Source organism: Nocardiopsis sp. YSL2, from assembly GCF_030555055.1.
Taxonomy (GTDB): Bacteria; Actinomycetota; Actinomycetes; order Streptosporangiales; family Streptosporangiaceae; genus Nocardiopsis.
The window spans coordinates 3,153,661-3,179,877 of record NZ_JAMOAO010000001.1; the positions used below are offsets into that span (position 1 = coordinate 3,153,661).

At 68.4% G+C, this 26,217-nt stretch carries 30 protein-coding genes and 4 tRNA genes; 16 read left to right on the plus strand and 18 right to left on the minus strand.

The genetic code is table 11. From position 1 onward, the window contains the following. Positions 1 to 131: 131 nt before the first annotated feature. Both cyaB and M1P99_RS13945 read right to left on the minus strand, forming a co-directional pair. Positions 132 to 701: a class IV adenylate cyclase gene (gene cyaB / locus M1P99_RS13940; protein WP_304453083.1), complete on the minus strand. Its 570-nt coding sequence runs from the start codon at positions 699 to 701 to the stop codon at positions 132 to 134. Positions 702 to 720: 19 nt separating this feature from the next. After that, complete coding sequence (locus M1P99_RS13945; protein WP_304453084.1) at positions 721 to 1,539, minus strand: hypothetical protein; 819 nt, start codon at positions 1,537 to 1,539, stop codon at positions 721 to 723. Positions 1,540 to 1,651: 112 nt separating this feature from the next. On the opposite strand from M1P99_RS13945, the gene M1P99_RS13950 reads away from it, so the two are divergent. The 4 genes from M1P99_RS13950 to M1P99_RS13965 all read left to right on the plus strand — a co-directional run bounded on the left by M1P99_RS13950 (position 1,652) and on the right by M1P99_RS13965 (position 4,728). Next, a complete protein-coding gene (locus tag M1P99_RS13950; protein ID WP_304453085.1) occupies positions 1,652 to 1,780 on the plus strand; it encodes an albusnodin family lasso peptide in 129 nt (42 codons plus the stop codon). Between the two features lie 61 nt (positions 1,781 to 1,841). After that, a complete protein-coding gene (locus tag M1P99_RS13955) occupies positions 1,842 to 3,533 on the plus strand; it encodes an albusnodin/ikarugamycin family macrolactam cyclase (RefSeq protein ID WP_304453086.1) in 1,692 nt (563 codons plus the stop codon). Between the two features lie 188 nt (positions 3,534 to 3,721). Then, a complete protein-coding gene (locus M1P99_RS13960) occupies positions 3,722 to 4,156 on the plus strand; it encodes a lasso peptide biosynthesis B2 protein (protein WP_304453087.1) in 435 nt (144 codons plus the stop codon). Further along, a complete protein-coding gene (locus tag M1P99_RS13965) occupies positions 4,153 to 4,728 on the plus strand; it encodes a GNAT family N-acetyltransferase (RefSeq protein WP_304453088.1) in 576 nt (191 codons plus the stop codon). The genes M1P99_RS13960 and M1P99_RS13965 overlap by 4 nt, the downstream gene beginning before the upstream one ends. Before the next feature lie 42 nt (positions 4,729 to 4,770). On the opposite strand, the gene M1P99_RS13970 is transcribed toward M1P99_RS13965, so the two are convergent. Together M1P99_RS13970 and M1P99_RS13975 are read right to left on the minus strand one after the other, a co-directional pair. Then, entirely contained in the window at positions 4,771 to 4,956 is a 186-nt protein-coding gene (locus tag M1P99_RS13970; RefSeq protein WP_304453089.1) for a DUF397 domain-containing protein, read from the minus strand. Positions 4,957 to 4,970: 14 nt separating this feature from the next. Continuing rightward, positions 4,971 to 5,591, minus strand: a complete 621-nt coding sequence (locus M1P99_RS13975) for a DUF5753 domain-containing protein (protein ID WP_304453090.1) — start codon at positions 5,589 to 5,591, stop codon at positions 4,971 to 4,973. On the opposite strand from M1P99_RS13975, the gene M1P99_RS13980 reads away from it, so the two are divergent. Next, positions 5,575 to 5,928 carry an ATP-binding protein gene (locus M1P99_RS13980; protein WP_304453091.1) on the plus strand — a complete coding sequence of 118 codons (354 nt, stop codon included), beginning with the start codon at positions 5,575 to 5,577 and terminating at the stop codon, positions 5,926 to 5,928. The genes M1P99_RS13975 and M1P99_RS13980 overlap by 17 nt on opposite strands. A 364-nt stretch (positions 5,929 to 6,292) precedes the next feature. Here M1P99_RS13980 and M1P99_RS13985 read toward each other — a convergent pair. The 4 genes from M1P99_RS13985 to M1P99_RS14000 all read right to left on the minus strand — a co-directional run bounded on the left by M1P99_RS13985 (position 6,293) and on the right by M1P99_RS14000 (position 9,289). Next, positions 6,293 to 6,368, minus strand: a tRNA-Lys gene (locus M1P99_RS13985). A 156-nt stretch (positions 6,369 to 6,524) separates the two neighbouring features. Beyond that, positions 6,525 to 6,725, minus strand: a complete 201-nt coding sequence (locus M1P99_RS13990; protein WP_304453092.1) for a ferredoxin — start codon at positions 6,723 to 6,725, stop codon at positions 6,525 to 6,527. A gap of 29 nt (positions 6,726 to 6,754) precedes the next feature. After that, positions 6,755 to 7,960, minus strand: coding sequence for a cytochrome P450 (locus tag M1P99_RS13995; protein ID WP_304453093.1), 1,206 nt, complete (start codon positions 7,958 to 7,960; stop codon positions 6,755 to 6,757). A gap of 90 nt (positions 7,961 to 8,050) precedes the next feature. Continuing rightward, positions 8,051 to 9,289 (minus strand): NAD(P)/FAD-dependent oxidoreductase, encoded by a 1,239-nt coding sequence (locus M1P99_RS14000; protein WP_304453094.1) that lies wholly within the window; start codon positions 9,287 to 9,289, stop codon positions 8,051 to 8,053. Positions 9,290 to 9,428: 139 nt separating this feature from the next. Between M1P99_RS14000 and M1P99_RS14005 the strand changes: the two genes are divergently transcribed. From M1P99_RS14005 to M1P99_RS14025, 5 genes are all read left to right on the plus strand, one after another. After that, complete coding sequence (locus M1P99_RS14005; RefSeq protein ID WP_304453095.1) at positions 9,429 to 10,061, plus strand: TetR/AcrR family transcriptional regulator; 633 nt, start codon at positions 9,429 to 9,431, stop codon at positions 10,059 to 10,061. 199 nt (positions 10,062 to 10,260) lie between these two features. Further along, on the plus strand, positions 10,261 to 10,653 hold the full coding sequence (locus tag M1P99_RS14010) for a PPOX class F420-dependent oxidoreductase (protein ID WP_304453096.1): 393 nt from the start codon (positions 10,261 to 10,263) through the stop codon (positions 10,651 to 10,653). Positions 10,654 to 10,795: 142 nt separating this feature from the next. Next, a complete protein-coding gene (locus tag M1P99_RS14015; RefSeq protein ID WP_304453097.1) occupies positions 10,796 to 11,401 on the plus strand; it encodes a TetR/AcrR family transcriptional regulator in 606 nt (201 codons plus the stop codon). Positions 11,402 to 11,434: 33 nt separating this feature from the next. Next, positions 11,435 to 13,264 (plus strand): DHA2 family efflux MFS transporter permease subunit, encoded by a 1,830-nt coding sequence (locus M1P99_RS14020; protein ID WP_304453098.1) that lies wholly within the window; start codon positions 11,435 to 11,437, stop codon positions 13,262 to 13,264. A 229-nt stretch (positions 13,265 to 13,493) separates the two neighbouring features. Continuing rightward, the gene (locus M1P99_RS14025; RefSeq protein ID WP_304453099.1) at positions 13,494 to 13,751 is read left to right on the plus strand and encodes a PspC domain-containing protein; all 258 of its coding nucleotides are present in this window, start codon (positions 13,494 to 13,496) and stop codon (positions 13,749 to 13,751) included. A 231-nt stretch (positions 13,752 to 13,982) separates the two neighbouring features. On the opposite strand, the gene M1P99_RS14030 is transcribed toward M1P99_RS14025, so the two are convergent. Together M1P99_RS14030 and M1P99_RS14035 are read right to left on the minus strand one after the other, a co-directional pair. Next, positions 13,983 to 15,290 (minus strand): MFS transporter, encoded by a 1,308-nt coding sequence (locus tag M1P99_RS14030; RefSeq protein ID WP_304453100.1) that lies wholly within the window; start codon positions 15,288 to 15,290, stop codon positions 13,983 to 13,985. 416 nt (positions 15,291 to 15,706) lie between these two features. Then, positions 15,707 to 16,057, minus strand: a complete 351-nt coding sequence (locus M1P99_RS14035) for a metallopeptidase family protein (RefSeq protein WP_304453101.1) — start codon at positions 16,055 to 16,057, stop codon at positions 15,707 to 15,709. 231 nt (positions 16,058 to 16,288) lie between these two features. Here M1P99_RS14035 and M1P99_RS14040 point away from each other — a divergent pair, with 231 nt between their 5' ends. From M1P99_RS14040 to M1P99_RS14055, 4 genes are all read left to right on the plus strand, one after another. Further along, positions 16,289 to 17,800, plus strand: coding sequence for a metallophosphoesterase (locus M1P99_RS14040; RefSeq protein WP_304455687.1), 1,512 nt, complete (start codon positions 16,289 to 16,291; stop codon positions 17,798 to 17,800). Between the two features lie 95 nt (positions 17,801 to 17,895). Continuing rightward, positions 17,896 to 17,968: transfer RNA gene (locus tag M1P99_RS14045), tRNA-Glu, on the plus strand. A 90-nt stretch (positions 17,969 to 18,058) separates the two neighbouring features. Further along, a tRNA-Asp gene (locus M1P99_RS14050) sits at positions 18,059 to 18,133 on the plus strand. A 27-nt stretch (positions 18,134 to 18,160) separates the two neighbouring features. After that, positions 18,161 to 18,234, plus strand: a tRNA-Phe gene (locus tag M1P99_RS14055). 87 nt (positions 18,235 to 18,321) lie between these two features. On the opposite strand, the gene M1P99_RS14060 is transcribed toward M1P99_RS14055, so the two are convergent. Genes M1P99_RS14060 through M1P99_RS14070 form a run of 3 tightly spaced genes read right to left on the minus strand, consistent with a single transcriptional unit; the run spans position 18,322 to position 21,430 of the window. Next, positions 18,322 to 19,569 carry a site-specific integrase gene (locus M1P99_RS14060; protein WP_304453102.1) on the minus strand — a complete coding sequence of 416 codons (1,248 nt, stop codon included), beginning with the start codon at positions 19,567 to 19,569 and terminating at the stop codon, positions 18,322 to 18,324. After that, positions 19,566 to 19,742 (minus strand): helix-turn-helix domain-containing protein, encoded by a 177-nt coding sequence (locus M1P99_RS14065; RefSeq protein ID WP_083926642.1) that lies wholly within the window; start codon positions 19,740 to 19,742, stop codon positions 19,566 to 19,568. Before M1P99_RS14065 ends, M1P99_RS14060 begins: the two co-directional genes overlap by 4 nt. Positions 19,743 to 19,744: 2 nt before the next feature. After that, positions 19,745 to 21,430, minus strand: coding sequence for a replication initiator (locus M1P99_RS14070; protein ID WP_304453103.1), 1,686 nt, complete (start codon positions 21,428 to 21,430; stop codon positions 19,745 to 19,747). A gap of 41 nt (positions 21,431 to 21,471) precedes the next feature. On the opposite strand from M1P99_RS14070, the gene M1P99_RS14075 reads away from it, so the two are divergent. Next, positions 21,472 to 21,693 (plus strand): hypothetical protein, encoded by a 222-nt coding sequence (locus M1P99_RS14075; protein ID WP_304453104.1) that lies wholly within the window; start codon positions 21,472 to 21,474, stop codon positions 21,691 to 21,693. On the opposite strand, the gene M1P99_RS14080 is transcribed toward M1P99_RS14075, so the two are convergent. The 5 genes from M1P99_RS14080 to M1P99_RS14100 form a co-directional block, all read right to left on the minus strand. Further along, positions 21,654 to 23,084, minus strand: coding sequence for an FtsK/SpoIIIE domain-containing protein (locus M1P99_RS14080; protein ID WP_304453105.1), 1,431 nt, complete (start codon positions 23,082 to 23,084; stop codon positions 21,654 to 21,656). The genes M1P99_RS14075 and M1P99_RS14080 overlap by 40 nt on opposite strands. After that, a complete protein-coding gene (locus M1P99_RS14085) occupies positions 23,084 to 23,335 on the minus strand; it encodes a hypothetical protein (protein ID WP_304453106.1) in 252 nt (83 codons plus the stop codon). The genes M1P99_RS14080 and M1P99_RS14085 overlap by 1 nt, the downstream gene beginning before the upstream one ends. A 101-nt stretch (positions 23,336 to 23,436) precedes the next feature. Next, positions 23,437 to 23,844 carry a plasmid replication, integration and excision activator gene (locus tag M1P99_RS14090; RefSeq protein ID WP_304453107.1) on the minus strand — a complete coding sequence of 136 codons (408 nt, stop codon included), beginning with the start codon at positions 23,842 to 23,844 and terminating at the stop codon, positions 23,437 to 23,439. A gap of 141 nt (positions 23,845 to 23,985) precedes the next feature. Continuing rightward, positions 23,986 to 25,194 carry a helix-turn-helix domain-containing protein gene (locus tag M1P99_RS14095; RefSeq protein WP_304453108.1) on the minus strand — a complete coding sequence of 403 codons (1,209 nt, stop codon included), beginning with the start codon at positions 25,192 to 25,194 and terminating at the stop codon, positions 23,986 to 23,988. Beyond that, positions 25,191 to 25,499: a putative quinol monooxygenase gene (locus M1P99_RS14100; protein ID WP_304453109.1), complete on the minus strand. Its 309-nt coding sequence runs from the start codon at positions 25,497 to 25,499 to the stop codon at positions 25,191 to 25,193. Before M1P99_RS14100 ends, M1P99_RS14095 begins: the two co-directional genes overlap by 4 nt. A 156-nt stretch (positions 25,500 to 25,655) precedes the next feature. Here M1P99_RS14100 and M1P99_RS14105 point away from each other — a divergent pair, with 156 nt between their 5' ends. Next, positions 25,656 to 26,066 carry an ATP-binding protein gene (locus M1P99_RS14105; protein ID WP_304453110.1) on the plus strand — a complete coding sequence of 137 codons (411 nt, stop codon included), beginning with the start codon at positions 25,656 to 25,658 and terminating at the stop codon, positions 26,064 to 26,066. Positions 26,067 to 26,217 lie beyond the last annotated feature (151 nt).

Consider the following 26,217-nt stretch of genomic DNA (forward strand, 5'->3'; position numbering starts at 1 on the left):
GCCCCCGAGGCGCGGATTCCAGTCCGCTGGTGACTTGGCGAAACCAGCCCACATTCAGATAAGAAACCTGCCTTCAACTGAATGCCTTAACGAGTGCTGCGATTTTCTTCGCATCATCGATTGCCGACATCTTAGTGCGTTCGGGCGGCGCGGAGGGCCATGACGGCAGCGGTGTACTCCTCGGTGGTCAGGTCGGTCTCCTCGATGCCCAGACTGTTCAGCACGTTCCGGACCGATGCCAGCCCCACGGTCACCTCGTCTTCGGGGACCAGGGTCTCGACCTCGATGAACGTTCCTTCGAGTTCGGGGACGGTGACGACCGTGGCCAGGCATTCGCGGCCGTCGTCAGTGGTGAGCGAGAAGTTGGCGCAGTGCTTAGTGAGTGACACCAGGTGCTCATAGCCCAGGCCGTTCAGGATCGCGTCAAGCTGTTCGGCTGATTCGGCACGGGTCTCGTGTTCGGGCTTGGACCCACTTTCCTCGTCCACAGGCGGGGCCTTGTACGTGAACACGACCTTCTGGTCGCCACCCCGCTCGATGACGCGTACTCGCAGTTCGCGGCCCTGGCTCGTGAGGGGCCGGTCGGGGAGGTCGTAGTAGGTGTCCCGGTAGACGGCGACCTCTTCCTTGGCCCGGCCACGCAGGAGTTCCAGCACCTGTTCCGGCTTGGCGACCCGTGCCTTAAGCTCCGCTTCGATCACCTTCGTGCCTTCCCTTCGATCACAGGAGACGATTCGCACCCCGGCGCAGTTCCTCGAACTGTCTGCGCAGCCCGCGGTGCAGAGCGCCGTAGGGGGTAGGCGCCAGCTTGTACATAGCCGAGGAGTGCCCTTCCCAATCGGAGTCGAACGCGGAAACGTACATCAGGTCGTCCACCGCGATGACTCGCCAGATCGGAAGGCCGTCGTAGACGTACAACTCGACATCACCCGTAGTGGCAAGCTCCCCGATACGTGCGACAGCCAGACGGATTCCCGCGGCGAACGATTCCGGGCTCTCGCCGATCTCTTCGGCGCGGCGTTCGGCGGCAGGGGTGTCCGGATCCAGAAGCAACAGGCGCAGTTTCACCCGTCCTTCGCGGACGGCGTCGCGAAGCAGCGAGTCGTTCATGCCTAGGAGCCCCAGACCGCGAACCGCGAGGACGTCGAGCGAGGCGGCATGAGCAGCGCTTGCACGGATCTCGTTGGCCGCCGCCGATTGGGAGGGGTAGACCTGGACGATCTCGGCTCGTCCGGATGCTCCGAGGTGGTCCAGCCCTGCAGGGTGGCGCGGGGCGAGCCCGAACAGCACGCGTGCGGTGTCAGGCATACCAAGGCCATCGGCGATGCGCTCGTAGACGGTCATCGCGCTCACGGTGCGGGACCCATTGGAGATCTCCGAGACCCGGGCCTGTGTCATATCGATGGCCGCACCGATGCGTGACTGAGAGACACCGTGGGCGCTGAACACTCGGAACAGCGCGGCGATGTCCCGTCGGCGCAGGATTGCCCGGGTTTCTTCGGATTCCCAGGCTCGTAGGGGAAGCAAGCGCTCGGTCACCCGATGACGCTACATCCCACCGTGAGATACCCGGGCTGGAATGGCCACATCCGGCAACTCTCCGCGACGATCTTCGACAGGTACACCGATCCCTCGAAGTGGAGAGCAGTTGATGGACGAGACATGGAATGAGATCCCGGAGGCCATCGGAGCCGTGGTGATCGAGTGGGGGGACGCTGCCGAACTGACCCTCGGGCAGGGACGCGCCCTGAATGAGAACAAGCGCAGTCCCTACAACTGACCATCCCGGGTGCCCGGGGCCACCCCTCCCGGGCACCCGTTCACAGCGCAGGAGAACGCCCATGTGGTTCGGTGGTTCGACAGGTTCGCCCTTCGCCCGTCCCAGTGGTTCCAGCCCTCTCTCATCGCATCTGCCGCAGGTGTGGACGAGCACTGACTGGCCCGAGTGCGAACGACATGTCACCTCCCATCGGGGGCGCCATGTGGTGGTGCTGGGACCTTGCGGTGCTGATGAGGAGGAACTGTTTCGGGTCACAGCGCGCACTGTGCCGGACGACGTGGCGTGGCGCTGGTCGGGCAGCTATGTCGTGGCGCAGATCGAGCCGGGAACGGTCACGATCTGGACTGATCTCGCCTCGGCGATCCCTGTTTACACGCGACGAACGCCCGAAGGAGTGCTGTGGGCCTCCAGCTCACGCCTGCTGGCCGGCTTCGACGGAGTACCGAGGGTGAACCTGGACAAGGTGGCCGCCCGGCTGGTCAGCCCTGACACGGCGGAGGCCGGAGCGGATTCCTTTTTCCACGGGATCGAGCGGGTACCACCCGGTCACCGGCTGCGGCTGTCTGTTCGTAGTGAACCGGACACGAGGGCGGTGTGGCGACCGACCCCGATGCTCGATGGGCACGCACGTCGGCTGCGGTCCGTGCTCGAAGACGCAGTAACCGTCCGTGTCGGCCACTCGGTACGGCCGAGCACGGACTTCTCCGGCGGGTTCGATTCCACTGCCCTCGGTCTTCTGGCGGCGGAGCACCTGGCGCCGAAGGGGCGCGGGATCGTGGGCGGGACCGTTCACCCGGACGGTGTCCATCACGGCGGAGACCTCGACTACGCCCTAGAGGCCGCCCACCATCCGGGACTCGATCACCGCTGGATGCCGGTCACGGGCGATCACACCCCTTACGGGAAGCTCGATTTGGTCCCTGCAACGGATGAACCAGCGCCGTCGACGGTCTCCTACGCGTATTTCTCCGGGCAATTGACGTGGCTCACCGAAGAAGTCGGTTCCGACATGCACATGACCGGGGACGGAGGAGACGCCCTTCTCCTCACGCCCCCGTACTACCTGGTCGAACTCCTGAAGCGAGGCAGGATCCGGCGGGCTCTCGGTGAGACGGCGCGTTGGGCGCACGTACGGCGGATGTCAATCCTGGACGGCTTCCGGTCCGCGAACTCCAGGATCGAACCGGCCCCCGTTCCGTTCTGGGTCGATGCGAAGCAACCTGTGGTCGACAGCGCGGACCCCTTCTCACTGGAGAGCCCGACCCAGCGGAGCCTGATGCGGACGATGGCCCATGCCGGGCGCACAGCTCGCTCCGACGTACAGATCGCTCAGGCCTTCGGGGTCGCGCTCCACAACCCTTACTTTGATTCCCAGGTCATCGACGCCTATCTGTCCGTTCCGGTCGACGGCCTTCCAGGGCCGGCCCGCTACAAGCCGATCATGGCTGAGGCCATGCGGGACCTGTTCCCAGAACGGCTTGCCCGGCGCACCACGAAGGGGGACGCCTCCAGCGACCACCACCACGGGTTGAGGAAGGCACTGCCCGCACTCCTTGATTTCGCGGACGGCCACCTCGCCGGTGAGGGGCTGGTCGATGTCGCCGGGTTGCGCGAATCGATGCGGCGCGCCGCTATGGGTGTGGGTGACGAACTGGCCCAAGTCGAGTCCGCTGTGGCCACCGAGGCATGGCTTCGCGCGGTCCGCTCTGCGCCGACGACCCCGTGGGAATCGATCGAGGTGAGGGCGGCATGAAGGTCACGTCTGTTGGCCTGTCTGAAATCCGTGCCTGCGATCTGGGAGCAGCGACCGTGGTTGTTGACTACGGAACCGGCGCCGTTCGTGTCCTTTCTCCTGAGGCCGGAAGGCAGACGGCCGTGCATGGGTCACAGCCCGTCAGAGGACTTCGTTGGGAGGCGAGTTGGGGTGTTCAGGAACTCCCGATGGGATTCGCCGAGTTTCCCCGAGTCCCCGGCCCTTACCGATGGGCGGCCGCAGCGGCGCTACTCCTGGTGCTCGGTGTCTCCTGGGGTGGCCGACGCCGATTCCGGATGAGGCGGATGCTCCGGCTCATGGAGGCCGCGCCTCAGCTGCATCGCCGTACGGCCAGCGTCGACCAGGCCGAGAAAGCCGTGCACGCGGTACGAACGATGGGCCTGTTCTCGCCCGCACGCGTCGCGTGCTTGGAAGAATCGGTGGCTGCGGTGTTGTCCCTGGCCATGCGCGGTCGCCGCGTGCGCTGGTGTCATGGGGTGATCGCGGATCCCATCCGACTGCACGCCTGGATCGAGGTGGAGGGCCGGCCTGTGGCGGAGCCGGACAGCACACGGCGGTGCACCGCACTGCTGACCATTCCCAGCATGAAGGAGAGCACGTGAGCGACCCCCTGATGTGGCTTCGTGGGGACAAGGCCGGGATCGGCCCGTTGCGCGCCGACCTGGCGGAGGAGTACTGGCGGTGGGAGCAGTCGATCCCGACGATCGTCGGCTACAACCGGCAGACTCCGCAGCCGATGGAGACCACCCGGGAGATCCTGGTCGAGGGCTACGGGCGCGCTTCGGATCGGGAGCTTCGGTTCACCGTCTACGACCTGGTTGGGGACCAACCCCGTCCTGTCGGGTTGGCCCAGGTCTACGTCGATCCGATGCGCCGCAACGGGGAGTACGTGGTGGCCATGGGGGAGTCCCGAGGGAAGGGTGTGGGCAGTGAGGCGACCCGGCTGGTATTGGACTACGCCTTCCACGTGACCAACCTGCGGTGCGTGTACCTGACGGTGATCGAACCCAACGCCGGGGCGATCCGCGCGTACGAGAAGGCCGGGTTCAAACGACAGGGCCTACGGCGCAACTCCAACCAGTGGTTGGGCGAGACCGTCAACGACGTGCTGATGGACGCGGTTCCCGAGGACGTTCCGTGGGAGTCCCTGGTGAAGGCGCAGTTCGCTACGTGACACGACGGCTGTGTGCCCGCCGCCGGGCGGGCACACGGAGGTTCAGGTTCTGGGGGAGCCGATCCCCAAGAGGAAGCCGCTCCAGGCCGAGGCGGGAAACTCCAGGGAAGCCAGGTGCGGATTCTGGCTGTCCCGGACGCCGGTGACGGCCCCTTCCGAGACCTCTACACAGGTCCCGGCCTCGTTGCTGTAGCTGGACTTGTGCCAGGGCTTCGTCGGGATGCTCATCTGTGGGACCTCGTTCATACGTCGAGTTCGGTGATTCGGGTTCGGATCAGGTCGCGGGAACGTTCTTGGGAGATGGCCGCCGCTCGGAGGTGGTTGGACCTCAACTCGTGGTGTTGCACGTCCTCGGGCGCGTCGAACAGCAGGCCCTGTGGCGGGACGTCCACGTGTCCGACGCGGTCGTCACCGATCCAGAGTAGGCAGAGCCCGTAGTTCAGGCTCATGCCCTCGGACTGGGGCAGGACCTGGAGGTCGATCCTGGGGTGGTCGCTCAGCTCGAGGAGGTGTTCGAGCTGAGCGCGCATGACCTTCGGGCCGCCGACCTGGCAGGTGAGGACCGGTTCGTCGATGACCCACCACATCTGCGGGGGCGTTTCGCGGTGCAGGACGCTGCGGGTCCGTTCCACGCGGGCTTCCAACCTGCGCTCTCGTTCGGCCTGGTCGGGCACGGCTCCGCGACCCATCAGGGCTCTGATGTAGTCGGGGTGCTGGGCCAGGCCGCTGAAGAGCCCGAGGGTGTACTCGAAGATCTGGTCGGCCTCGTACTCCAGCGGGTAGTACGCGCCGCCGGGGATGTCCTCATAGGCGTTCCACCAGGCGGATGAGCGGTTGCGGCTGGCTGTGAGTGAAGCGTTCACGAACGCGCTCGTCCATGGCCGCCCGGAAGTCAGCGTGGAGGTGTGGGCGCGACCGGGCTACTGCGCAGCGGTTGAGGTGTACGACACCGGGGCCACCGTGCCGACCTTCCCGCAGGGGTGGGATCTGGCGGAAGCGGTGGCTGAGCACGGGCGCGGACTCGGGCTCATCCAGGCGTTCACCCGTGAGGTGTGCGGTGCCTACCGCTGCGGTGAGGGCAAGCGGGCGTGGTTCGCGGTGGCTCCGGACGGAGGCGAGCTCGATGCTGACGCCGTCCGGTGTCTGGTGGACGAGCGTGCTCGGCGGCAGGCTGGCGGGGTTTCGTCCACGGCTGCTTGACCTCGGTGGCCGCCGCCATGGGAAGCGCAGCTCCGGATTCTTCCGGAGCCATTGACACTGTGGGAAGCGCCGTAGGCGTCACCGGGGGCGCGACCGTACCTGGCTCGGCAGGACGATCATGTGCGTGCGGTACGGGTTGCCTTGGCACGGATGCCGGTTCGCTGCGGGCCGGGAGAGCTCGAAGAGCTGGCCGGTCTCGTGCGCATCTGGGAGGCGTTCCGCGCCGGGTCGTGTTGAGATGGGTCTCTGCTGATCTTGTGCTCCCTCCGTACCGGGGAGCGCACCAGGAGGATCTCCGAGGTCCCAGGCATGCGAGAACCCCAGGCCGGGAGCACACTGGATGTGCTCTGACCTGGGGTTTCGGTGGTAGGGCCCCAGGGGATCGAACCCTGAACCCGCGGATTAAAAGTCCGCTGCTCTGCCAATTGAGCTAAGGCCCCGTGGCGGACCCGTACTGACGTGGGGTCGGATCGCCAAGGCCCGAGTCTACCGGATACCACAGCAGGTACAGAGCAGGGGATTGGTCCCCGGAGGTGGGTTTTCGGCGGGTCCCCGGCCCCCTGCCCCGCCCCTCCGAGCGGAGCAGGGGGAACCCCTCAGGCGTCCTCGGCGACCTCGATGGCGGCGGCCGGGCAGACCGCGGCGGACTCGCGGACCAGCGGGTGCTGGTCCTCCGGGGGCGCGGGGTCCAGCAGGACGACGATGCCGTCGTCGTCACGCTGGTCGAACACCTCCGGCGCGATCAGCACGCACTGGCCCGCGCCGCAGCACTTGTCCTCGTCCACGGTGATCTTCATACGACTCTCCTCTCCTCGACCGGGTCCGCTCACCAGCGGACGGGCACCTCGCGCAGGCCGCCGACGACCAGCCCGTCCACGCGCTCCAGCTCCTCGGGCGGCACCGCGAGCTCCAGGGCGGGCAGCCTGCGCAGCAGCACCGTCAACACCACCTGGAGTTCGGTGCGCGCCAGGGCCTGGCCCAGGCAGGAGTGGGCTCCGGCACCGAAGGCCAGGTGCGGGTTGGGGCTGCGGGTCAGGTCCATTTCACCGGCGCCCTCGAAGACGGTCTCGTCGCGGTTGGCCGCGGCCATGCTGCACATCACGGTGGTGCCGCCCGGGAGCACCTCGCCGGAGGCCTCGCCGTCCTCTGGCAGGTAGCGGGGCAGGCCGACGCCCGCGTTGGCGTCGAAGCGCAGCGACTCCTCCACGGCCGTGCGCACCAGCGACGGGTCGGCCAGCAGGGCTTCCCATCGGGTGCGGTCCGCCAGGAGCATGGAGACCATCTTCCCGATCATGTTCGCGGTGGTCTCGTGCCCGGCGACCAGCAGGCCGATACCGGTGCCCAACAGCTCCCGGTCGGTGAGCCCTCCGTCGGTTCCGGTCTCCTTGATCAGCTCACTGAGCAGGTCCTCGCCCGGCTGGGCGCGCTTGGCCGCGATGTGGGCGGACATGTACTGGATGAACGCGCCCATCGCCTCGGCGTTCTCCCTCTGCGAGTAGCGGGTGAGGTTGAGCAGGGCGTCGGACCAGTGCGAGAAGCGGTCCCGGTCCTCGGCAGGGACGCCGAGGATGTCGCAGATCACGTACACCGGCAGCGGGAAGCCCAGGCCCGCCTTGAGGTCGGCGGGTCGCCCGCCCTCCACCATGGCGTCGATGAGCTCCTCGGCGATGGCCTCCATCGACGGGCGCAGCGCGGACATCCGCTTGGCCGTGAACCACTTGCCGACCAGCCGCCGCCACCGCAGGTGCCCCTCGCCGCTGTCCGGGACCATCGACGACATCTCACTGTTGAACACGCTGCCTTCCGTCGACAGCCGGGCCGCGTCCTCGGCGTCGAGCCTGCGGGTGAAGCGGGGGTCGGACAGGATCTGCTTCACGTCCGCGTAGCGGGTGACGAGCTTCGCCTCGTCGCCGGTGGGGAACCTCACCGTGGCCACGGGGCACGTCCTTCGTAGGTTGTCCCACTCCGCGGGCGGTTCCAGCGCCTCCTCGCTCCGCAGCGGGAAGTCGAGGACCTGGTCGTTCTGGCTCATCGCAGTCCTGCCTTTGTTCTCGGGTCTGAACCGGTGATGTCTGTGTCGCTGTCGGTGGGTCGGTCCGGGAGGCCGGGAGGCCGTGCCGGCTCAGGTCGCGGAGGGTTGCGGGGGCCGGGCCTTCGACGGGGCCAGATGCTCCTGGCGCAGCAGGCGCGCCTGTTTGGGCATGTTCCAGCCGAGGACGCCGGTGGTCCGGCCGTCCTGGGTGTACACGGCGACGAACCTGCGGTCGGCCACGTCGCCCTCGGCGAGCGAGACCTCCGCCTCGGGCGACGGCACCCCGTGGGCCTGGATCCTGGCCTCGTACTGGTCGGTCCAGAAGTAGGGGACGGGCGTGAAGGGGCGGTCGGCGCCGAGGATCGCTGACGCGACGGCCTGGGCCTGGTCGACGGCGTTGGTGCGGTTCTCCAGGCGCAGCCGCCGCGCGAGCCCTTCGTGGTACCAGGACGCGGTGTCGCCGACCGCGTAGATCCCGGGGGCGGCGCGGCAGCGGGAATCGGTCTCCACACCGTCGCCGAGCGGGAGCCCGCTGCCCTCCAGCCAGGCGGTCGCCGGACGCGATCCGACGGCGGCCACGACCACGTCGGCCGCCAGGGTCTCGCCGTCGGCCAGGCGCACCCCGTTCACCCGGCCGCCGCTGCCGACCATGGACTCCACCATCGTTCCGAGCCGCAACCGCACTCCGCGCTCGGCGTGCAGTTCGGTGAGGACGCCGCCGATGGTGCGGCCCAGTTGCCCGGCCAGGAGGGTGCGGCCGACGCCCACCAGGGTGACGTCCAGGCCGAGCCCGCGGGCGGTGGCGGCGATCTCCGCACCGAGGACCCCCTCACCGACGACGACCACCCGGGTGGCGGCGGCCAGGTCGCGCCGCAGGGCCAGGGCGTGGTCGACGGTGCGCAGGACGTGGACTCCGGCGAGGCCGTCCTGCCCGGGCAGTCCCACGGGCGTCAGGCCTGTGGCCAGGACGAGCGTGTCGTCCGCCAGCACCCGGCCGGTGTCGGTGGTGACGCTCCGGTTGAGGGCGTCGAGGGACACGGCTCGCTCGCCGAGGAGGAGTTCGGCGTCCAGCGCGGCCAACTGGTCGGGGCCGCGCAGCCGGGTCCGCGTCGGCTCCCACGCTCCGGACAGGACCTGCTTGGACAGCGGCGGCCGGTCGTAGGGGAGCCGGTCCTCGGCGTCGAGCAGCCGGAGCCGCCCCCGGTAGCCGCGTCGGCGCAGGGCCTCCGCGGTCGACAGGCCGGCGGCCGACGCGCCGATGATCGTGACGCCCGGCGGCGGTTCCGGACGCGTGCCCGCGTCGACACCCTGCTGTGCACACGTCATCATCACGCCGTCCTCACCGCCGGGATGCGCCGGAACCCGCTGCCGTGGCGCCGTCCGCCAAGTTAAGCTACACCTGTAGGTTTTCGTGCATCAGTAGGTTAACCTGCATGTGTAGGGATGGCATAAGCTGAGCAGCGTGGTGGTGACGAGAGCAGACAGGGGTCAACCCGTTGACCGGCGTGTTCGCCGCACGCAGTCGGCTCTGCAGGGCGCGCTGACCGAACTCATCAAGGACCAGGACCTGTCCCGGGTGAGCGTCGCCGACGTCGTGAAGCAGGCAGGCGTGAGCCGCTCGACGTTCTACGACCACTACCGCGACGTGCACGAACTCTCCGAGGCCGCGTGCACGGCGGTGATCGACTCGGTGGTCGACACGATCCCGAAACCCGACCCCGGGAACGCGACCACCAACCTCCTGCTCTTCTTCACCAACCTCGCCGAACACGCCGGTCTGTTCCGTTCCGTGCTGGGCCCCCAGGGCAGCGCGCGTGTCATCGACCACCTCCGCCGACGGACCACCCAGGCCTGCCACACGGCCATGGTGGACGTTCTGGGAGGAGACGGCTCCGTTCACAGTCCGAGCCGCGCGGACGCGCCGTACGACGTGGCGGCCGCGTTCGTCGCAGGCGCGCTCATCTCCACGGCCATCGACTGGCTCCAGAACGACTGCCCGCGCACGCCGGACGAGATGGCGGCGCTCACGTGGCCGATGCTGACGGCCCTCTACCCCGACGTCCGCTCGATGACGGCGGATGGCGTCCCCGACCAGGTCTGACCGGTCGTCCCCGGGGCCCGTATCCGGGTCCTCAGGTGGTCCACGTGTCCGGCGGCATCGCTCTGGTGGCGAACGCCTGCCGGGTGGTGGGATGGGACGTGGGGCCGATGCCCTGAGTCGGCGGGGCGAGCCGCCTTGGCGCCGACCCGCGGGCTTGGTCTACTCGAATCCGATCGACAGCGACGTTGTGGAGGAAGACATGGCAGTGGTACCCGAGGACCGCAAGGACATCCTCACCAAGCCTTCGTTCGGACACGTGGCCACGCTCGGCCCGAAGGGCGAGCCGCAGGTGAACCCCGTATGGATCGACTGGGACGGGGAGTTCCTCAAGTTCAGCCAGACCAAGACGCGGCAGAAGGTGCGCAACCTCGGCCGGGACGGGCGGATCTCGGTCTCGGTGCAGGACCCCGACAACCCGTACCAGTACGTGGAGGTGCGCGGCGAGGTGGACCGGATCGAGGACGACCCGGACAACGCCTTCATCAACGCGATGGCCAAGAAGTACATCAACAAGGACGTCTACCCCTGGCACCAGCCGGGTGACGAGCGGGTGGTCGTGTACGTCCGCCCCGTGCACTCGACGAAGATGTAGTCAGCGCGGCTTCGACGGACGGCTCCGCCCTCGGGCGGGGCCGTTTCTGTTGCGCCGTGTGGCACTTGCGCCTGGTGAAATAATTCATCTTGAGAAAGCTTGCAGGGCATGCAACTATTGTCGGTGTACGGGGGAGGAACGCATGGGGCTGCGTGAACGGAAGAAGACGGCCACACGCCGTGCCCTCCAGGAGGCGGCACTCGAGCTCTTCCTGGAGCGCGGCCTGGAGAACGTGACGGTGGAGGAGATCGCGGCCGAGGCCGACGTGTCCTCGAGGACGTTCTTCAACTACTTCGCCTCGAAGGAAGAGGCGGTTCTCGGCGACCTCCCCACCCGCCCCGACGAACCGGTACGGCAGGAGTTCGCCTCCGGCGGCCCCTCCGGCGACTTCGTCGAGGACCTCATCACCATGCTGACATCGTTCCTGGTCAACACCGAAGACCTCGTCTCGCACCGGCGCAGGATGCGGATGCGCAAGCAACTCATGGAACGCGAGCCCCAGCTCGCCCGCGGCCTCCTCGGACGCTTCCACACCGTGGAGCTCGAAGTGGCCGCGCTCATCGCCGAGCGGTGGGGGGACCCGCCAGGGGAGAACCGCCCGTTCGTGGTCGCCGCCGCGGCCATGGCGGTGATGCGACAGACCATGAAGCGCCTCCACTTCGAGGAGGGCGAGCAGATCGCGGACGTCCGCGCGAAGCTCCGCGACGCCTTCCAGAACCTCGGAGAGGCCTTCGGCCCCGTCCGTTGACCCGGGACGCCTCCTGAAGGCGAACGGAGTCCCATGCCCACACCCACCGCGCCACCGGCCGAGTCCGGCGTCGGCCGTTCACGGCTGCGCTGGATCTTCCTGGCGATCATCCTCACGATGCTGCTGGCCGCACTGGACCAGACCATCGTGGCGACCGCGCTGCCCACGATCGTCGGCGAGCTGAACGGCCTCGAACACCTCTCCTGGGTCGTGACGGCCTACATGCTGGCTGCCACCGTCGGCATGCCCATCTACGGCAAGGCGGGCGACATCTTCGGCCGCCGGCACGTGTACATCTTCGCGATCGCCGTGTTCCTCCTCGGGTCGGTCCTGGCCGGGCTCGCCCAGAACATGACCCAGCTGATCCTCTTCCGCGCCCTGCAGGGCATCGGAGGCGGCGGGCTCATGATCAGCGCGCAGGCGATCATCGCCGACGTCGTCTCCCCGCGTGAGCGCGGCAAGTACATGGGCGTGCTCGGCGGTGTCTTCGGGCTGGCCTCGATCGCCGGCCCGCTGCTCGGCGGGTTCTTCACCGACCAGCTCGACTGGCGCTGGATCTTCTACATCAACCTGCCGCTCGGCGCGATCGCACTCGTCACGGCCGTCGTCACGATCCGCCTGCCCAAGCCGTCCGGCCCCAGGCCCAGACTCGACTACCTCGGCACGCTGCTGCTGGCGGCCACGAGCGTGTGCCTGGTGCTGGTCACGAGCTGGGGCGGCCACACCTACGACTGGGCCAGCCCGCAGATCATCGGGCTGGCGGTGGGCGCGGTGGTCGCCGCGGCCCTGTTCGTGCTGGTCGAGCAGCGCGCCGCGGAGCCCATCCTCCCGCTGCGGCTGTTCCGGGACCGGGACTTCGTGCTCACGGCGATCATCGGCATCACGGTCGGTATCGCGATGTTCTCCACGGTCTCCTACCTCCCGACGTTCTTCCAGATGGTCAAGGGCGCCTCCGCCACCGAGTCGGGCCTGCTCATGGTCCCGATGGTGGCCGGAATGCTCACGAGCACCATCACGACCGGACGACTCATCTCCGCCACAGGCCGCTACAAGCACTGGCCGATCATCGGCACCGCGATCATCATGGTGGGCCTCGTCCTGCTGTCCCGGATGGACACCGACACCACGTACCTCTACAACGGGTCCGCGATGCTGGTCCTGGGTCTGGGCGTCGGCATGGTGATGCAGAACCTGGTGCTCATCGTGCAGAACACCGCGCCCCGGCGCGATCTCGGTGCGGCGACGTCGGCCAACAACTACTTCCGACAGATCGGCGCGTCCTTCGGCATCGCGGTGTTCGGGTCGATCTTCGTGTCCCGGCTCAACGACCGGATGGCCGAGGCGCCCGGCGGCGGAGTGCAGTTCCAGGGCGGCGAAGCCGGGATCAGCTCCATGACACCGCAGATGCTCCAGGCGATGCCCGCGCCGGTGCGCACGTTCATCGAGCAGGCCTTCGCGGGCGCGCTGCCGCCGATCTTCCTCTACGCGGTGCCGATCGCGCTGGTGGGCTTCGTGCTCTCCTGGTTCATCACCGAGAAGCCGTTGGCGACGACCGTCGGCCCCGCGCCGGAAGCGGACCGCGAGTCCGGTTCAGCGCCTGGGGGGCGGGACGAGTCCGGTTCGGCGCACGGGACCGGGGGCCGGTCGGACACCTCGCCCGGGGACGGGGACCGGCCCGGCTCAGGCGCCGTGTCCACGGACCGGCGCGGGCAGGAGAACGGCGCCGGGCCCGACGCGGCGGCCGGCTCCGCACCCGAGCCCACGTCGGACGCACCCCCGGAGGACCCCGGGCAGACCCCCGAGACCGGGACCCGGGGCGCCGACGCGGCCGCCGGGTCGGGCCGGGGTGCCACACCCAGGTGATCCGCCGCCGAGGCCTGGCGGCAGCGGTCTGACTGTCACCACGAGGTGACAGCGTTACCAAGATGTGCCGCATGCCTCAGGAACGACTCGCGCCCCCGTGCCGTCCCACTCGGTACGGGGGCGTCGCGCCGCCTCCGCCTGCTCCCTTCCCGGGGGTCGGGGGGATGTCAGGGGCGGCCCAGGGCTGTCCCCGATGGGAAACGTCGTGGTGAGGAGGCAGTCTGGAGACATGAGCGAGAACTTCACGACCAAGCGATTCAGCCGCAGTGACTCCGACCGGTTCCTGACCGGCGTGTGCGGGGGCATCGCCGCCTACACCGGGATCGACGCCACCATCGTCCGCCTGATCTTCGTGGTCTTCGCGTTCCTCGGCGGCGGCGTCTTCGTCTACATCCTGGCGTGGCTGCTGATGCCCGCCGAGAGCGAGCAGCGCTCCCTTCTGGAGCAGATCATCCGCAACTTCCAAGGAAAGCCGAGCCAGAGCTGATGTGGACCCTGAGAGCCCACCCCGGGTGGCAGCGACGCGACATCAACGCCCCGCGTGAGGAGTGTGAGGCCGACGAGGCCCGCGACTCCTCGGCGGACGGCGGACGCGAGCGGTAGCGGGCAGGAACGCAGGACAGGCGACGGGGAGCGGGAAGCAGGAGGCGGTGCCGGCAACGCCCATCGGGCGGCGGCGAGCCCCCTCCCGCCCGGACGCCTTCGGCGGACGGACGGCCTAGGACGCCTTCTCCGTCTGGTCCATGAGTTCGACGGTGTGGCCCGCCAACCGGGCCCAGGGCAACGCGAGACCGGCCGCCAGCACGATGCCCACGGCCCCGGCGCTCACCACGACGACGTTGGGGCTGAACGACTCGGCGAGCAGGCCGGCGAGCAGGATGCCCAGGCCCTGGGCGGTCTGCAGGCCCGCCGCGACCAGGCCGAAGGCCAGACCCCGGCCCTCCTTGGGGACGCACAGGACGAAGGCCGCGTTCGCGACGATCTGGTAGGAGCTGCACACACCGCTGACCACCAGCGCCGCGATCATCATCCACAGCGGGGGATCGAAGAGCCACAGCAGCAGTGGCACCGACGCGAGTACGGCCAGCGGGCCGAGCATGCGGATCCGCGTGGGCGGCGGGATCAGCCGTGTGAGGACGAAACCGCCGAAGAACGCTCCGATGAACGGACCCGCCATGATCAGCCCGGCGGAGGTGGGGCCGCCGCCGACCTGCTCCGACAGCGGACTGGCCAGCCCGTAGGGGATCATGTACAGGCCCGCGAGCCAGGCCAGCAGCGCCAGGGTGCGCAGGCGGTGGTCGCCGAACACGAGCTTGGACCCGTCGCGGATCATCACCGGCAGCCGGGGGCGTTCGGAGGCCTCGGCCCGCGGCGAGGGACGCGATCGCACGCCGAACAGCACGATGAGCGCCGCCAGGACGATCACGGTTCCGTTGGCCATGAAGGCCATGTTGACGCCGAGCATGGCGGCCATGTAGCCGCCCGCGGCCAGCCCGGCCAGCGTACCGATCTGGGCGGTGAGCTGGAAGATCGCCAGTCCCGCCACGTAGCGCTCGCCCTGGACGATCTCGGTCAGCAGGGCGGCGCGGGCGGCGGCGAACGGCAGTGTGGGCAGCACCGAGCAGAACAGCAGGGCCCAGATCGCCCAGAGGGGCACGCCCGGGATGCCGATCGCGAAGATCAGGGAGGCGCGGAGCAGGTCGCAGGCGACCATCACGCGGCGGCGGGGGAAGATGTCGGCGACGCCGGACAGCAGCGGGCCCGCGATGAGCGGGGGCAGGAACGTCAGTGCCAGCGTGAATCCCGCGGCGAGGGGCGAGTCGGTCTGCTGGAACACCAGGGTCACGGCCGCGATGTTGAGCAGGTTGGTACCGATGGTCGACAGGGCGTGGGCGAGCCAGAGTGAGCGGAACTCGCCGATGGCCATGACCTGGCGGTAGCTGTTCCGCCATGAGTCGTCCGGGGCGTCCGAGGACCGGGGTTCGTCCTCGTCTTCGGGTGTGTGGTTGAGGCGCGGTTCGGCCACCCGGCACTCCCTAACTGTTACATGGTTGAAATCACGCTGTGTCGTGTCCCAATGACCAACGGTTCCGGAAGGCGGGCCGCGTCGCAAGCCCGTTCGGGAAATTCGTGTCTGATTCGTTGCTACGGGTGAGGGGTATTGCCTGGATTCGGTGTAGAACCAGGTTCCTGGGCAATGTGGTGTTACCCCAGCTAAGGATGGGTTCTCTGGGGCGATCAGGGTGATTGCCCCGCTGCTCTCGCCGCACGAACCGTTCTCACTCGGACACACTCGGAACCCGAAATGGAACGAGGTTTCTTCGGGAATCGGGGCCCGTTTCGTGGTGTGGGATCGTGCCCGGCCCGCGCGCCCACCCCGGTCTGCGTGCTCGTCCCACGGCCCGCGCGCCCACGTCCTGCACGTTCCCGGTGCGCGTACGCTCACCCCCAGCCGAGGTCGCCCAGCCGCGTGTCGTCGATACCGAAATGGTGGGCGATCTCGTGTACGACCGTCACGAGGACCTCCTCCACCACCTGTTCGGGCGTTTCGCAGAAGGAGCAGATGTTGAGCCGGTAGACGAAGATCTGGTCCGGCAGCACGCCGAAGTAGCCGTCGCCGCGCTCGGTCAGCGGGATGCCCTCGTAGAGGCCGAGGAGCCCGTCAGGGGACTCGTCCTCGACCGTGATGACCACGTTGTCCATCAGGCGGGTCAGCTCCGGGGGGATCTGGTCCAGCGCGTCGGCGACCAGTTCCTCGAATTCTTCGCGTGCGATGTCGACCACGTCTGCCATTGTGCGGCCTCGGAGCGGCCGACGGGACGGCGGTCCGTGGCGCGGTGGGCCGTGGGGCGGCCGGGCGGCGGGCCGGGAACCGCGCAGGACCGCCGGAGGAAGCCGGGGGCGCCTCTGGCGGGTCCTGTCCACGGTGAACGCTCCGGGCGGGCGGGGCGCGACGGCACAAAAGCCCTCCGGGTGGGAGGAAGCGTTGGGAACGGGCCGCGTCACCGGCATGATGGGGGTGTGGTGTCTTGGGAAGCGATTCGTGCTTACGACTACCGTGGTGCCTTTCACAGGGTGCGCGCCGGGCGCGCGTGGCGGTGGGGCGGCGTCGTCGTGGCCGGGCTGGTCGGGGGCTGGCTGGGGCTCGCGCTCGGCGGGGAGGTCGTCACCCCGATCGGGCCGGCCGACGTCACGCTCGCGCTGAGCCCGCAGTGGGAGGGCGAGACGGTCGTCGACGTTCGACCGCTGGGGCAGCTCGCCTTCGACACGCACGACGCCCCGCTGCGGCTGGAGGCGACCATCTCCGACATCCGGCTGTCGGCCGCCGAGGAGATGTTCGCCGACCCCGACGCCATCAACCGCATGGCCGCCGGTATCGGTTCGGACCTGCGCGCGGGCGTGGTCTCCCTCGTGGTCCAGGCCCTCCTGGCCGCCGCGCTGGGCGCCGTACTCATGGGACTGCTGCTGTTCCGGAGCGTGTGGCGGTCCCTGTTCAGCGGGCTCGTCTCGCTGGCGGTGCTGGTGACGTCCGGGGGGCTGGCGGCGACCTCCTTCAACCCGAGCGCCATCGCGGAGCCCCGCTACACCGGCCTGATCGCCGGTGCGCCGCAGGTCGTGGGCGGTGCGGAGGACGTGGTCAGCCGGTTCAACCAGTACCAGGAACAACTCGCCGGACTCGTCGGCAACGTCGCGATGATCTACGAGGCCACGTCGACGCTGCCGGTGTACGAGGAGGACGAGTCGGTCGTCCGGGTCCTCCACGTGTCCGACATCCAGCTCAACCCGGCGTCGTGGAGCATCATCCGGACGCTGCGCGAGCAGTACGCGGCGGACGTGATCGTGGATTCGGGCGACCTGACCGACCGCGGCAGCGCGGCCGAGGACGTCTTCGCCGACGAGATCGCCGGCCTGGAGGTCCCGTACGTGTGGGTGCGCGGGGAGCACGACTCCATGGGCACGCAGCGCGCCGTCGAGGCCCAGCCGAACGCGGTGGTGCTGGACGACGACACCGAGGAGGTCGCGGGTCTGACGTTCTACGGGGCCGGCGATCCCCGGTACACGCCGGACGCGACCCGGCTCAACCCGAACGAGGAGGGCGTGGCCGCGCTGGGCGAGGAGCAGGCGGCGTCGGTGACCGGATCCGGGGACGAGGTCGACGTCGCGGTGCTGCACACCCGCACCCAGGGGAACCCGTTCGACGGAGTGGTGCCGCTCGTACTGACGGGCAGCGACCACATGCGCTCGACCGCACTGGGCGAAGAGGGGACCCGGTTCCTCGTCCAGGGGTCCACGGGCGGTGCCGGGTTGAGTGGGCTTGATCACGGTATGGGGCGGCCGACGCCGTACCAGGCGTCGGTGCTGTACTTCGACGTCGAGACAGGGCGGCTCCAGGCCCGCGACGACATCGACCTCGGAGGCATCGGGTTGACGTCGGCGCAGGTCGAACGGCATGTCGAACCGGAACCGGATCGCCCCGTCGGCGACGAGCCGGAGGGGTCCGAGGACGATGCCACGGATCCGGAGCGGACCCCGTAGGGTGGGGGTTCGCGCAGGTCGGCTCGGGCTGTCCCGGCGGGGAGAATCACTTTGGTGTTGGTGAGGATCTCCCCTATGCTGAACCTGTCACACGGGCCCCCATCGTCTAGCGGCCTAGGACGCCGCCCTTTCAAGGCGGTAGCGCGGGTTCGAATCCCGTTGGGGGTACGGCGCGGTTCGAGCACTGCCGGACATCTGGCAGAATGAGTACCGCGACAACGCGCCAGGTCACTGCGACCGGGTGCGACAACAGAACAAGGTCCTGTGGAGCAGTTAGGAGTGCTCGCCACCCTGTCAAGGTGGAGGCCGCGGGTTCAAATCCCGTCAGGACCGCTGCGAGATCGAGAGATCGTCGCACGCGGCTAGGTAGCTCAGTTGGTACGAGCGTCCGCCTGAAAAGCGGAAGGTCGGCGGTTCGACCCCGCCCCTAGCCACCCGGTATGAGCAGCACCGACGCCCGGAAGCCCACAGGCTCCGGGCGTTTTTCGTACCCCGTTGACAGCAACGTGACAGCAACCGGCTCAGCCGAGCGCTTCCCCGAGCTTCCCCAGAGCCCGCCGCTTGTCATCGAGCGAGGCGTGCGCGTAGATCGTCATCGTGACCCCGATGTCGCTGTGCCCGACGATCTCCCGGACCACCTGCGGCGGCACCTCCAGGTTCAGCAGCAGCGTCACACACGTGTGCCGCAGGTCGTGGAAACGCACCCCCTCCAGGCCGGCCGAGCGCCGCAGCGGCCCCCAGCTCCGCCGCAGGTTGTCCGGCTCCAGGGGAGTCCCCCTGCGGGAGGGGAAGACGAGCCCGTGTTCCTCCCAGTCGGGGAAGGCGTCCGAGCGTTCGAGGAACTGCCGCTTCCGATGCGCCTTGAGCGCGTCCACGCAGAAGCCGGGGAGGGGGACGGTCCGCGCCGAGTCCTCGGTCTTGGGCGGCACCAGGGAGAGCTTTCCGCCCACCCGTTGCAGGGTGTGGACCACCTCCAGACGACCCGCCTCCAGGTCGACGTCACACCAGCGCAGTCCGAGCAGTTCGCCCCGACGAAGGCCCAGGCACAGCGCCAGGACGTACAGGGCGTGGAACCGGTCGTTCTCCGATGCCTTGAGCAGACGCCGGGACTGGGCGACGTCCAGGCCCCGGTTCACCGCGTAGCGGGGCGGCGAGACCTTGACCAGGGACGCCACGTTGCGCGGGATCACCTCCTCACGGACCGCCGTTTGGAGCGCGTTGCGCAGGACGGCGTGGATGGACTGCACCATGCGCGCGGAGAGCCTGTGCTCGCAGCATTGGGGTTGGGGGAGCGCGCAGCAGCGGGGTTTGTCTCGGGCGGCGTCGATGCCGTTGCGGCAGCACTGGCACAGTTGCCGAAGAGTCGTGACGAAGGTCCGCACGTCCCGAGCGGTGAGCTTGGCCAGCCGCTTCTTTCCCAGACTGGGGACGAGGTAACGACGGATGACGCCCTCGTACCCCTGCACGGTCTTGGGCCGGCGCTCGGCCCGCACGACGTGTTCCAGCCAGTAGGCCAGGTACTCGGCCACCGTCCAGTTCTCGGAGGCGACGGGGATACCTCGGTCGGAGTCGGCCAGGAGCTTGTTCAGCTTCGCCCGGGCGTCGGCCTGGTCGCGGCCGTAGCCCTGGACACGCTTGTACGTGCCGTCAGTGGCCAACACGTATCCAGCGAAGGCCCAACGGCCGTCCTTGCGCTTCCAGACGCTTCCCTCGCCGTTGGCGCGCCGACGACTCTTGCGCCGGTTGTTGTTGCTCTCAGAAGCGCTCACGCGGCGTCCTCCAGGGCTTCCAGGCACTCGGGGAGCGCGGCGACTGGGACCAGGCGCCGGCGGCCGATCTTGACCGTGCGGAGGGTGCGGGAGCGGATGAGGTTGTAGACCATCCAGCGGCTCACGCGGAGACGCTCGGCGGCCTCTTCGACGGTCAGGAGGAGTTCGGTCATGATCACGCTGCTTCCTGCTCAGGGGTTGCCGAATGTTCGGGAGTACGAGCGGCGTCGAGTTGGGCGCGGCGTTTGAGTGCTTCGCCCACGGCCCGGAGGAGGCGTTGTTCGCGGGGAGCGACGTCCGGGTCTGTGGGTCGGGCCAGCTCCCAGGCGAAGGAGCCCGAGGCGACGGACAGCAGTGGGGGACGAGGGTTGTCCTCGTCGCCCTGGCCGTGGTTGGTGGGGTCGATGCCGAGGGCGTCCAGGACCCAGGTCAGCCGGTCCGCCTTGTGGTCAGCCAGGGTCTTTCCTGACCACTTGCGCGAGACCAGGACGCGACGGCCCGCGTAGCCCAGGTGTTCGCGGCGGTGTGCCTTGGACCGGCAGAATCCCGGACGCATCCCCGCTTTGGCGTTCTCGGGCTGGATGCCGTAGCGGAGCCAGTTCGCGCACCGGGGCGAGCACGGCTCGAACCGCAAGGCGTCCAGGAGGCGGTCTACGTGCTGTTCCTGCCGGACGGTTTCGGCGGCGTGGCACTCGGCGATGTCCTTCGTCAGGTACTTGGCCAGGTAGCGCACACACCGGTCAGCGTCAGCCGAGCCAGCAACCACACCCTTGGCGTCCACCTGACGGCCGAACCGCGCGACGTGGTGGGGTTCGGCGTCGGGGTCCTCGTCCAAGGCGTCCAATGCTTCGTCCCACGTGGGTAGAAGTTCGCCCGTGTCAGGGTCGAGGAACGTTCCCGCGGATTCGTCCCACACCGGCAGGTGATCGCCCTCGAACACGACCCGCTCAGCCGGAGGCCACCACACCTGGTGGTACGTCGCGGCCGCGATCTGGCGCAGTTCGGCCCGGGGAATGGTGCCTCGTGTGGCCATGTGCAGGTGTGGGGCCAGGCGGCGTTGGGGTTCCACGGCTGCGAAGTACTGCACGTCGAACCCGGCCACCCGTCGCAGGTTCTGCACGAACCGGTCCACCAGCTTGGAGAAGTGCAGCGCGTCCCGAGCCGCACGCCGGTAGTCATACGTCGAGAAGTCGACCGGAGTCCCGTCCGAGCGCACCCGCCCGTACGAGTCGAGCGTGAGCGTGATGAATAGCGAGGGCCGGAACACCTTGCCCGACGAGGGGTCAGTGAAGGCCCGGCCGACCGTCTTGCGGGTCATGGGTCGCTTGGGAAGGTCGGGGACGTCCTGTCGACGCTTGGTCGAGCGCACCCGGCGCGACCCCGACGACGAGGAGTCAGCCGAGCGGGTGACCGAGCCCCGCAGTCCGGACGCCGTGATCTCCTCATCAAGGTCAGCAATGACGGCGTCCAGTTGCGCCAAGTCCTCAGCCGAGGCCGCGCCCGTGGAGGCCAGGCGGTCCCGTTCGGCGGTCACTATCGCCCGCTGTTCCACCCACCCGCGCTGTTCCTCGGAGGGCGGGTCAGGTTCTACGACGGGTTCCTCGGCGAGGTGCCAGCCCTCTTCGCACTGCGTCCGCCGAAGCGATCTCTTCCGTTTGGCACAGGCCGGACACCGCGATTCCAGCGTGGACCCGCACGGGACATCAACGATCTCGGTTGCCCCAGTCGTGACATCAGTTCGTCGGAGGGAGACAGGCCGGATGCACACCCCGTGGTCGGCGGCGACCTGTTCGGCGACCTCACGGGCCAGGGGTTGCGCCAGCCGTTCCGCCCGGGTGGACTTACCTGTAGGCGTCGGCATCAGCCCACCCCCACGACCACAGAGCGGGAGTCCCCCACCGCATGTACACCAAGCGCCCAAGTAGGAGGAACCTGTTCGTCAGCGGCGGTCTGATCGCCTTCGCCTGTACCGAACTCGTGTACGGCCTCCTGTCCACCGCGTGGTTCGCGCTCTCGCTCGGAGTGGTCTTCCTGCCGTTCGCCGTCCTCATGTTTCGCCACGACCTGGCTCAGTACCGCGCGCATCAGGAAGCCTCCCCGTCCGAGGACGAGCCCGCGCCGTAGACCTCGGTCATGGCCGTGATGTCGTCGTCAGAGACGTAGGCGGCCCGCACCCGCACCGGGGCCGGTGAGCCCTCCAGGCGGACGTAGGCCACACCGGGAAACGTGGGGTCGATCAGGTGAGCCTCAGCGCCGCGTTCCCGTGCACCCTCACCGAGGACCATGTCCACCTGCGATGCCTCGTCCAACCGAAGGGCGACCTTGTCAGGGAAGAGGTTGCGCAGGTTCATGACCTCCTTACGGGGGTCCTGGAGCGCGGCCAGGACCGCGAACCCGACCGAACGGCCCTGCGAGGTCAGGGTGGCGATGGCGTTCTCAGCCCGACGCCGCACATCCCGGTCAGGGTGGTAGGCGGTCAGAAACGCGACCTCGTCCAGGAGCACGACCACGAACGGGTCATCGGTCGTGGGCACGTGAGAGCGCTGCTTGCCCGCGTAGCGCTGCGCCCGTTCCTGCATGTCGGCCACTGCCCGTTCGAGCAGGGCCACGGCGGATTCGCCGTCGTCGGCGTGCTGGGCGAACAGGTCTCGTCCGTAGGCGAGTTCCATGCGCTTGGGGTCGATCGCCCACACCTGTGCCGTCCCGTCAGCCAACGCGGGAAGCATGGCCCGGACCGCCGACCAGATCACCGAGCCCTTCCCAGCCCCGGTCACACCGACCACCAGCACGTGTGTGCCATGGAGCTTGAGCAACCAGGGTGAGCCGTCCTCACGCCGCCCGACAGGAAGTGCGTCGAGTTCTACGTAGTGGGTCATCGGGAAGGCGTCGATCGGTTCGGCCAGGGTGTCGTGTCGGGGGAACTCCAAGGTGATGTCACGGGGTCCGTTCGCGATCACCCGGCAGGAGGGGGCGGCGAACCCGTGCGCCAGTTCGGTCACCCGGTGTTCGAAGTCGGCCGGAGCGGTGCCCGCGACGAGGGAGACCCGGACGCGGTCGGCCCAGGTGTCACAGGTGACGCGACGAATGCGAGGCAGGTAGCGGCGTTCCTGGTAGGACTCGGCCAGCCCGGAGATCACCAGCACGGGTTGCCAGTGCCGCCGGTAGACGAACACGTGCCGCCACCAGGCGAGCATGCGCAGGGTGACCCAGGTCCGGTAGGAGTCGGGCCAGGTGCGCCACCACACCAGCGAGGTTACAGCGGCAGTGGCCCAGAGTCCGGCCAGACCCGGCCAGCCCAGCCACCACCACGCTGCGAACGACACGGTCACGGTGGCGACGAGGACGGGGAACCGGAACGGCAGCGCGACCAGGAACCGGGTCAGCCGCCAGATCCAGGAGGCCAGCACGACGATGCCCGGGGTTTCCACGATTGGCGTCGTGAACCGCACCCCCTGGGCGGGAGTGGGGAGCGTCGGAGAGGTCTGGGCAGCGCCCACCTTGGGCTGACGCAGCATCACACCTCACCGCCGTTCACGGTGTCGATCTCTGCCAGGAGCCGGTCACGGGCCACCCGGGCCCGAGAAGCGGCGCGGCCCGCTTCGGGGTTGTCGTCCCGCTCGGCGATGGCGGCGAACACGCGCGCCTTGAAGTCGAAGAACGCCGCACGCTCGGCCGTGGTCGTGCGCGGCTTGTCGAACTCTGCGAGGAAGGCCCGGACGAGCTGCGAGCCGGTCAGCGTGGACACGTCGGGTCGGTTTTCGGACATACTGAGGACACCTCTTCTGAAAGTTGGGAAGCTTCCGGGAGGGTTGTAGGGGCGGCTAGGTGTTGGAGCACCAGGCCGCCCCGTCTCATGTCATGCGGCGTTCAGGCCGCATCCTTGGCGGGGGCGCGACGACCGCCCGCAGCACCACCGGGAGCCTTCACGCCACGGGCCCGCAGCGAGTACGCCACCCGGGGGCGGCGGCCGTTGTCGTCGACGTAGGGCATGACCGCCATCGCCTCGAACTCGATCGGCCGGAACGGCAGCCCGGGAACCTCATCGGGCAGGGTCGGGCACACCTCGGCGGCAACCTTGACCTTCACCGACTTGGCCTTGCCCCGCGCCTCTGGGTCGGCGTCGATCACGTCCACCGCCCACAGCGGCAACCCCGACTCCTTGTCCATCTGCGGACGCTTGGTCTCGAAATCGGTGATCGCCTCCACACCCAGCGCGAACGCACCGTGTGGGAACACCGTCCCGAACGCGACCGGCAACGCACCCTGGATAGCCATGCGGACTCCTCACCACGCCTGTTGGCGCAAACGAAAGTGTGTGGTCGGCCGCACCCCTCCACAGCAGGAAGGATCGTGCGACCTACCACACACTAATCCGCACTTTTTGTTTTGTCTAGTACATGAAGTACTAGCTAGCACTCAGAGTGCGCCTACCCTTCGAGCCAGGCCGGTCAGCGCTGTGCCGGCCGGGTCCTGGATCGCCAGCAGGTCACCGACGACCTGTCGCACGATCGGGTGCGAGTGGACCTGTTCAGGCGTGATCCGCTCGGCCTCCTCCAACGTGGACACGGCCGTGTCGGCGTTGCGGCGTTGGAGCTGGGCGCGTGCCACGTCGATGAGGAACCGGCCCCGGCGCTCCGGGGACAGGATGGACACGTCCACCTCGTCCGCCGCCCGCAGTGCCACGCCCGCGTCGCCCAGGTCCACGGCCACGGACACCTCGTGCAGACCCACGTTCGCCGGTCCGAACTCGGTGTTGAAGTCGTTGCGCTCTCCGCCGATGGCGTCTGCGATGCGTTTCGCCTCGGCCACGTGCCGATAGGCGACCGTGGCCTTGTTGCCGCGTGCGGCGGCGACCGCCCGTTGCAGGGTCAGTGCGCCGAAGACGGACATCGCTTCGGGGTTGCCCTCCTCCACCAGGCCGCCCAGTGCCTCACACGCGGTCTGCGCTGTGGCCTCCACCTGGTCGTAGTGGCGCGCACCCTGGAAGGTCAGGCACAGGCGGAACTCGCCAGCCGCCATGAGGAGCGGATCTTCCGCCCGCTCGGCCGCAGTGATGGCGCGGTCGGCGGCGATCCAGGCCGCTTCGTACTCGCCCAGGCGGGACAGCGTGGACGAGCAGGCCCGGTAGGCGGCGTTGAGGAGCCGGAACAGTTCCAGGCGTTCGCCGTTGGGGACCGAGCGTGCGGCCGACTCCAGGTCGGGGATCAGCGATTCCAGGATCTCGGTCAGCTCCATGTAGGCGCTGGCGTGCGTCAGCTCCCAGGCACGATCGACCCGCTGGCGGAGGTCGTCCATGTCGACCGTCGCGGGGTTGCGGCGCAGCAGCGCGGCCAGGGCGTGCGATCCGCTCAGGATCAGCCGCAGGCGGCTACTGCCCGGAGGTTCCTCGTTGGAGGCGGCGACGATGGGAGCCTCCGCGGCGAGCTCGGACACGGGAATGTCCAGGACCTCGGCCAGCTTTTCGAGGACCACCATGCGGTCGACTTTGCGCACCCCGCGTTCTACCTGGGACACCCAGGTCTCGGAACGTCCGACGAGTCCGGCGAACTCGCGTTGGGACAGGCCGCGCTGTTTGCGGTGCTTGGCCACCTTGCGGCCCAGCGCCTTCTGGTAGTCGGTGCTCATTCCTGGACACCCTTGCCGTCCATCAGCGCGAGGAAGTCCACGTCCACCGAGGCCAGGAAGGCACCGCGAGCGTCCAGGAACCGCTTCACGTGCGGCTGTTCCTCGTGTGCCTCGAAGGCGGCGCGGTCGGCGTACAGCTCGTAGAAGATCCGCTCCAGCGGCTTGCCCTCCACCGTGTGGACCGCGTACACGAGCGTCCCCGGTTCGCTCTGGCGGATGTGCGGGAGCGTCTCCGCCACCAGGGCGTCGAAGCCGTCGGCAGCAGCCTCGTCCTTGAGCGTGAACCGCACAGACAGTCCGAACATGGGGCACTCTCCCTCACTTCGACTACAAGACCCGTACTTATTGTGCGCGCAAACCAGTGCGCTACACACGCATTCAATGTACGGTAGCCGTACTAATAGTACTAGTCATGCAGCTCAGTGTCCGCCCCCTGCGCTCAGAGCACGAGGTGAAACCCCATGTCCCTCCATGCAGACAGGCCCCAGCACACCGTGACCATCCATCACGGGTGGTTCTACGGCCGCCCCGACCAGGTTGCCGCTGTACGCGCGTTCGTCGCCGACCGCCTGGGCGACTGCCCGGTCGTGGATGACGCGGTACTACTCACGAGCGAGTTAGCGACCAACGCCGTTCAGCACACCCCGTCCAACCTTCCCGGGGCGGGGTTCGGCGTCCTCATCGAGCACGAGCACGGCCACAGTGTGCGCGTCACTGTCCACGATGGGGGTTCGTACTTCGACGCTCCGTATGTGGCGCAGCCCGAACCCGACGCCGAACACGGTCGCGGCCTGTTCCTCGTTGACGCCCTGGCCACCTCATGGGGCAGCCACGCCACCCTCTCCGGCCGCAAGACCTGGTTTGAAATCTAATGGAAAATTAGGACTATGTGGTACTAAAAGTAGAACACCTCTCAAACATGCTCTCGGCGGATGGTCAATTTTGCTCCAGACCTCGCCTAACTTGGGTCTTCTGTGTGATGATAGCTAGGTGTGGATAGACCAACTGCAGGACATAGTTCTC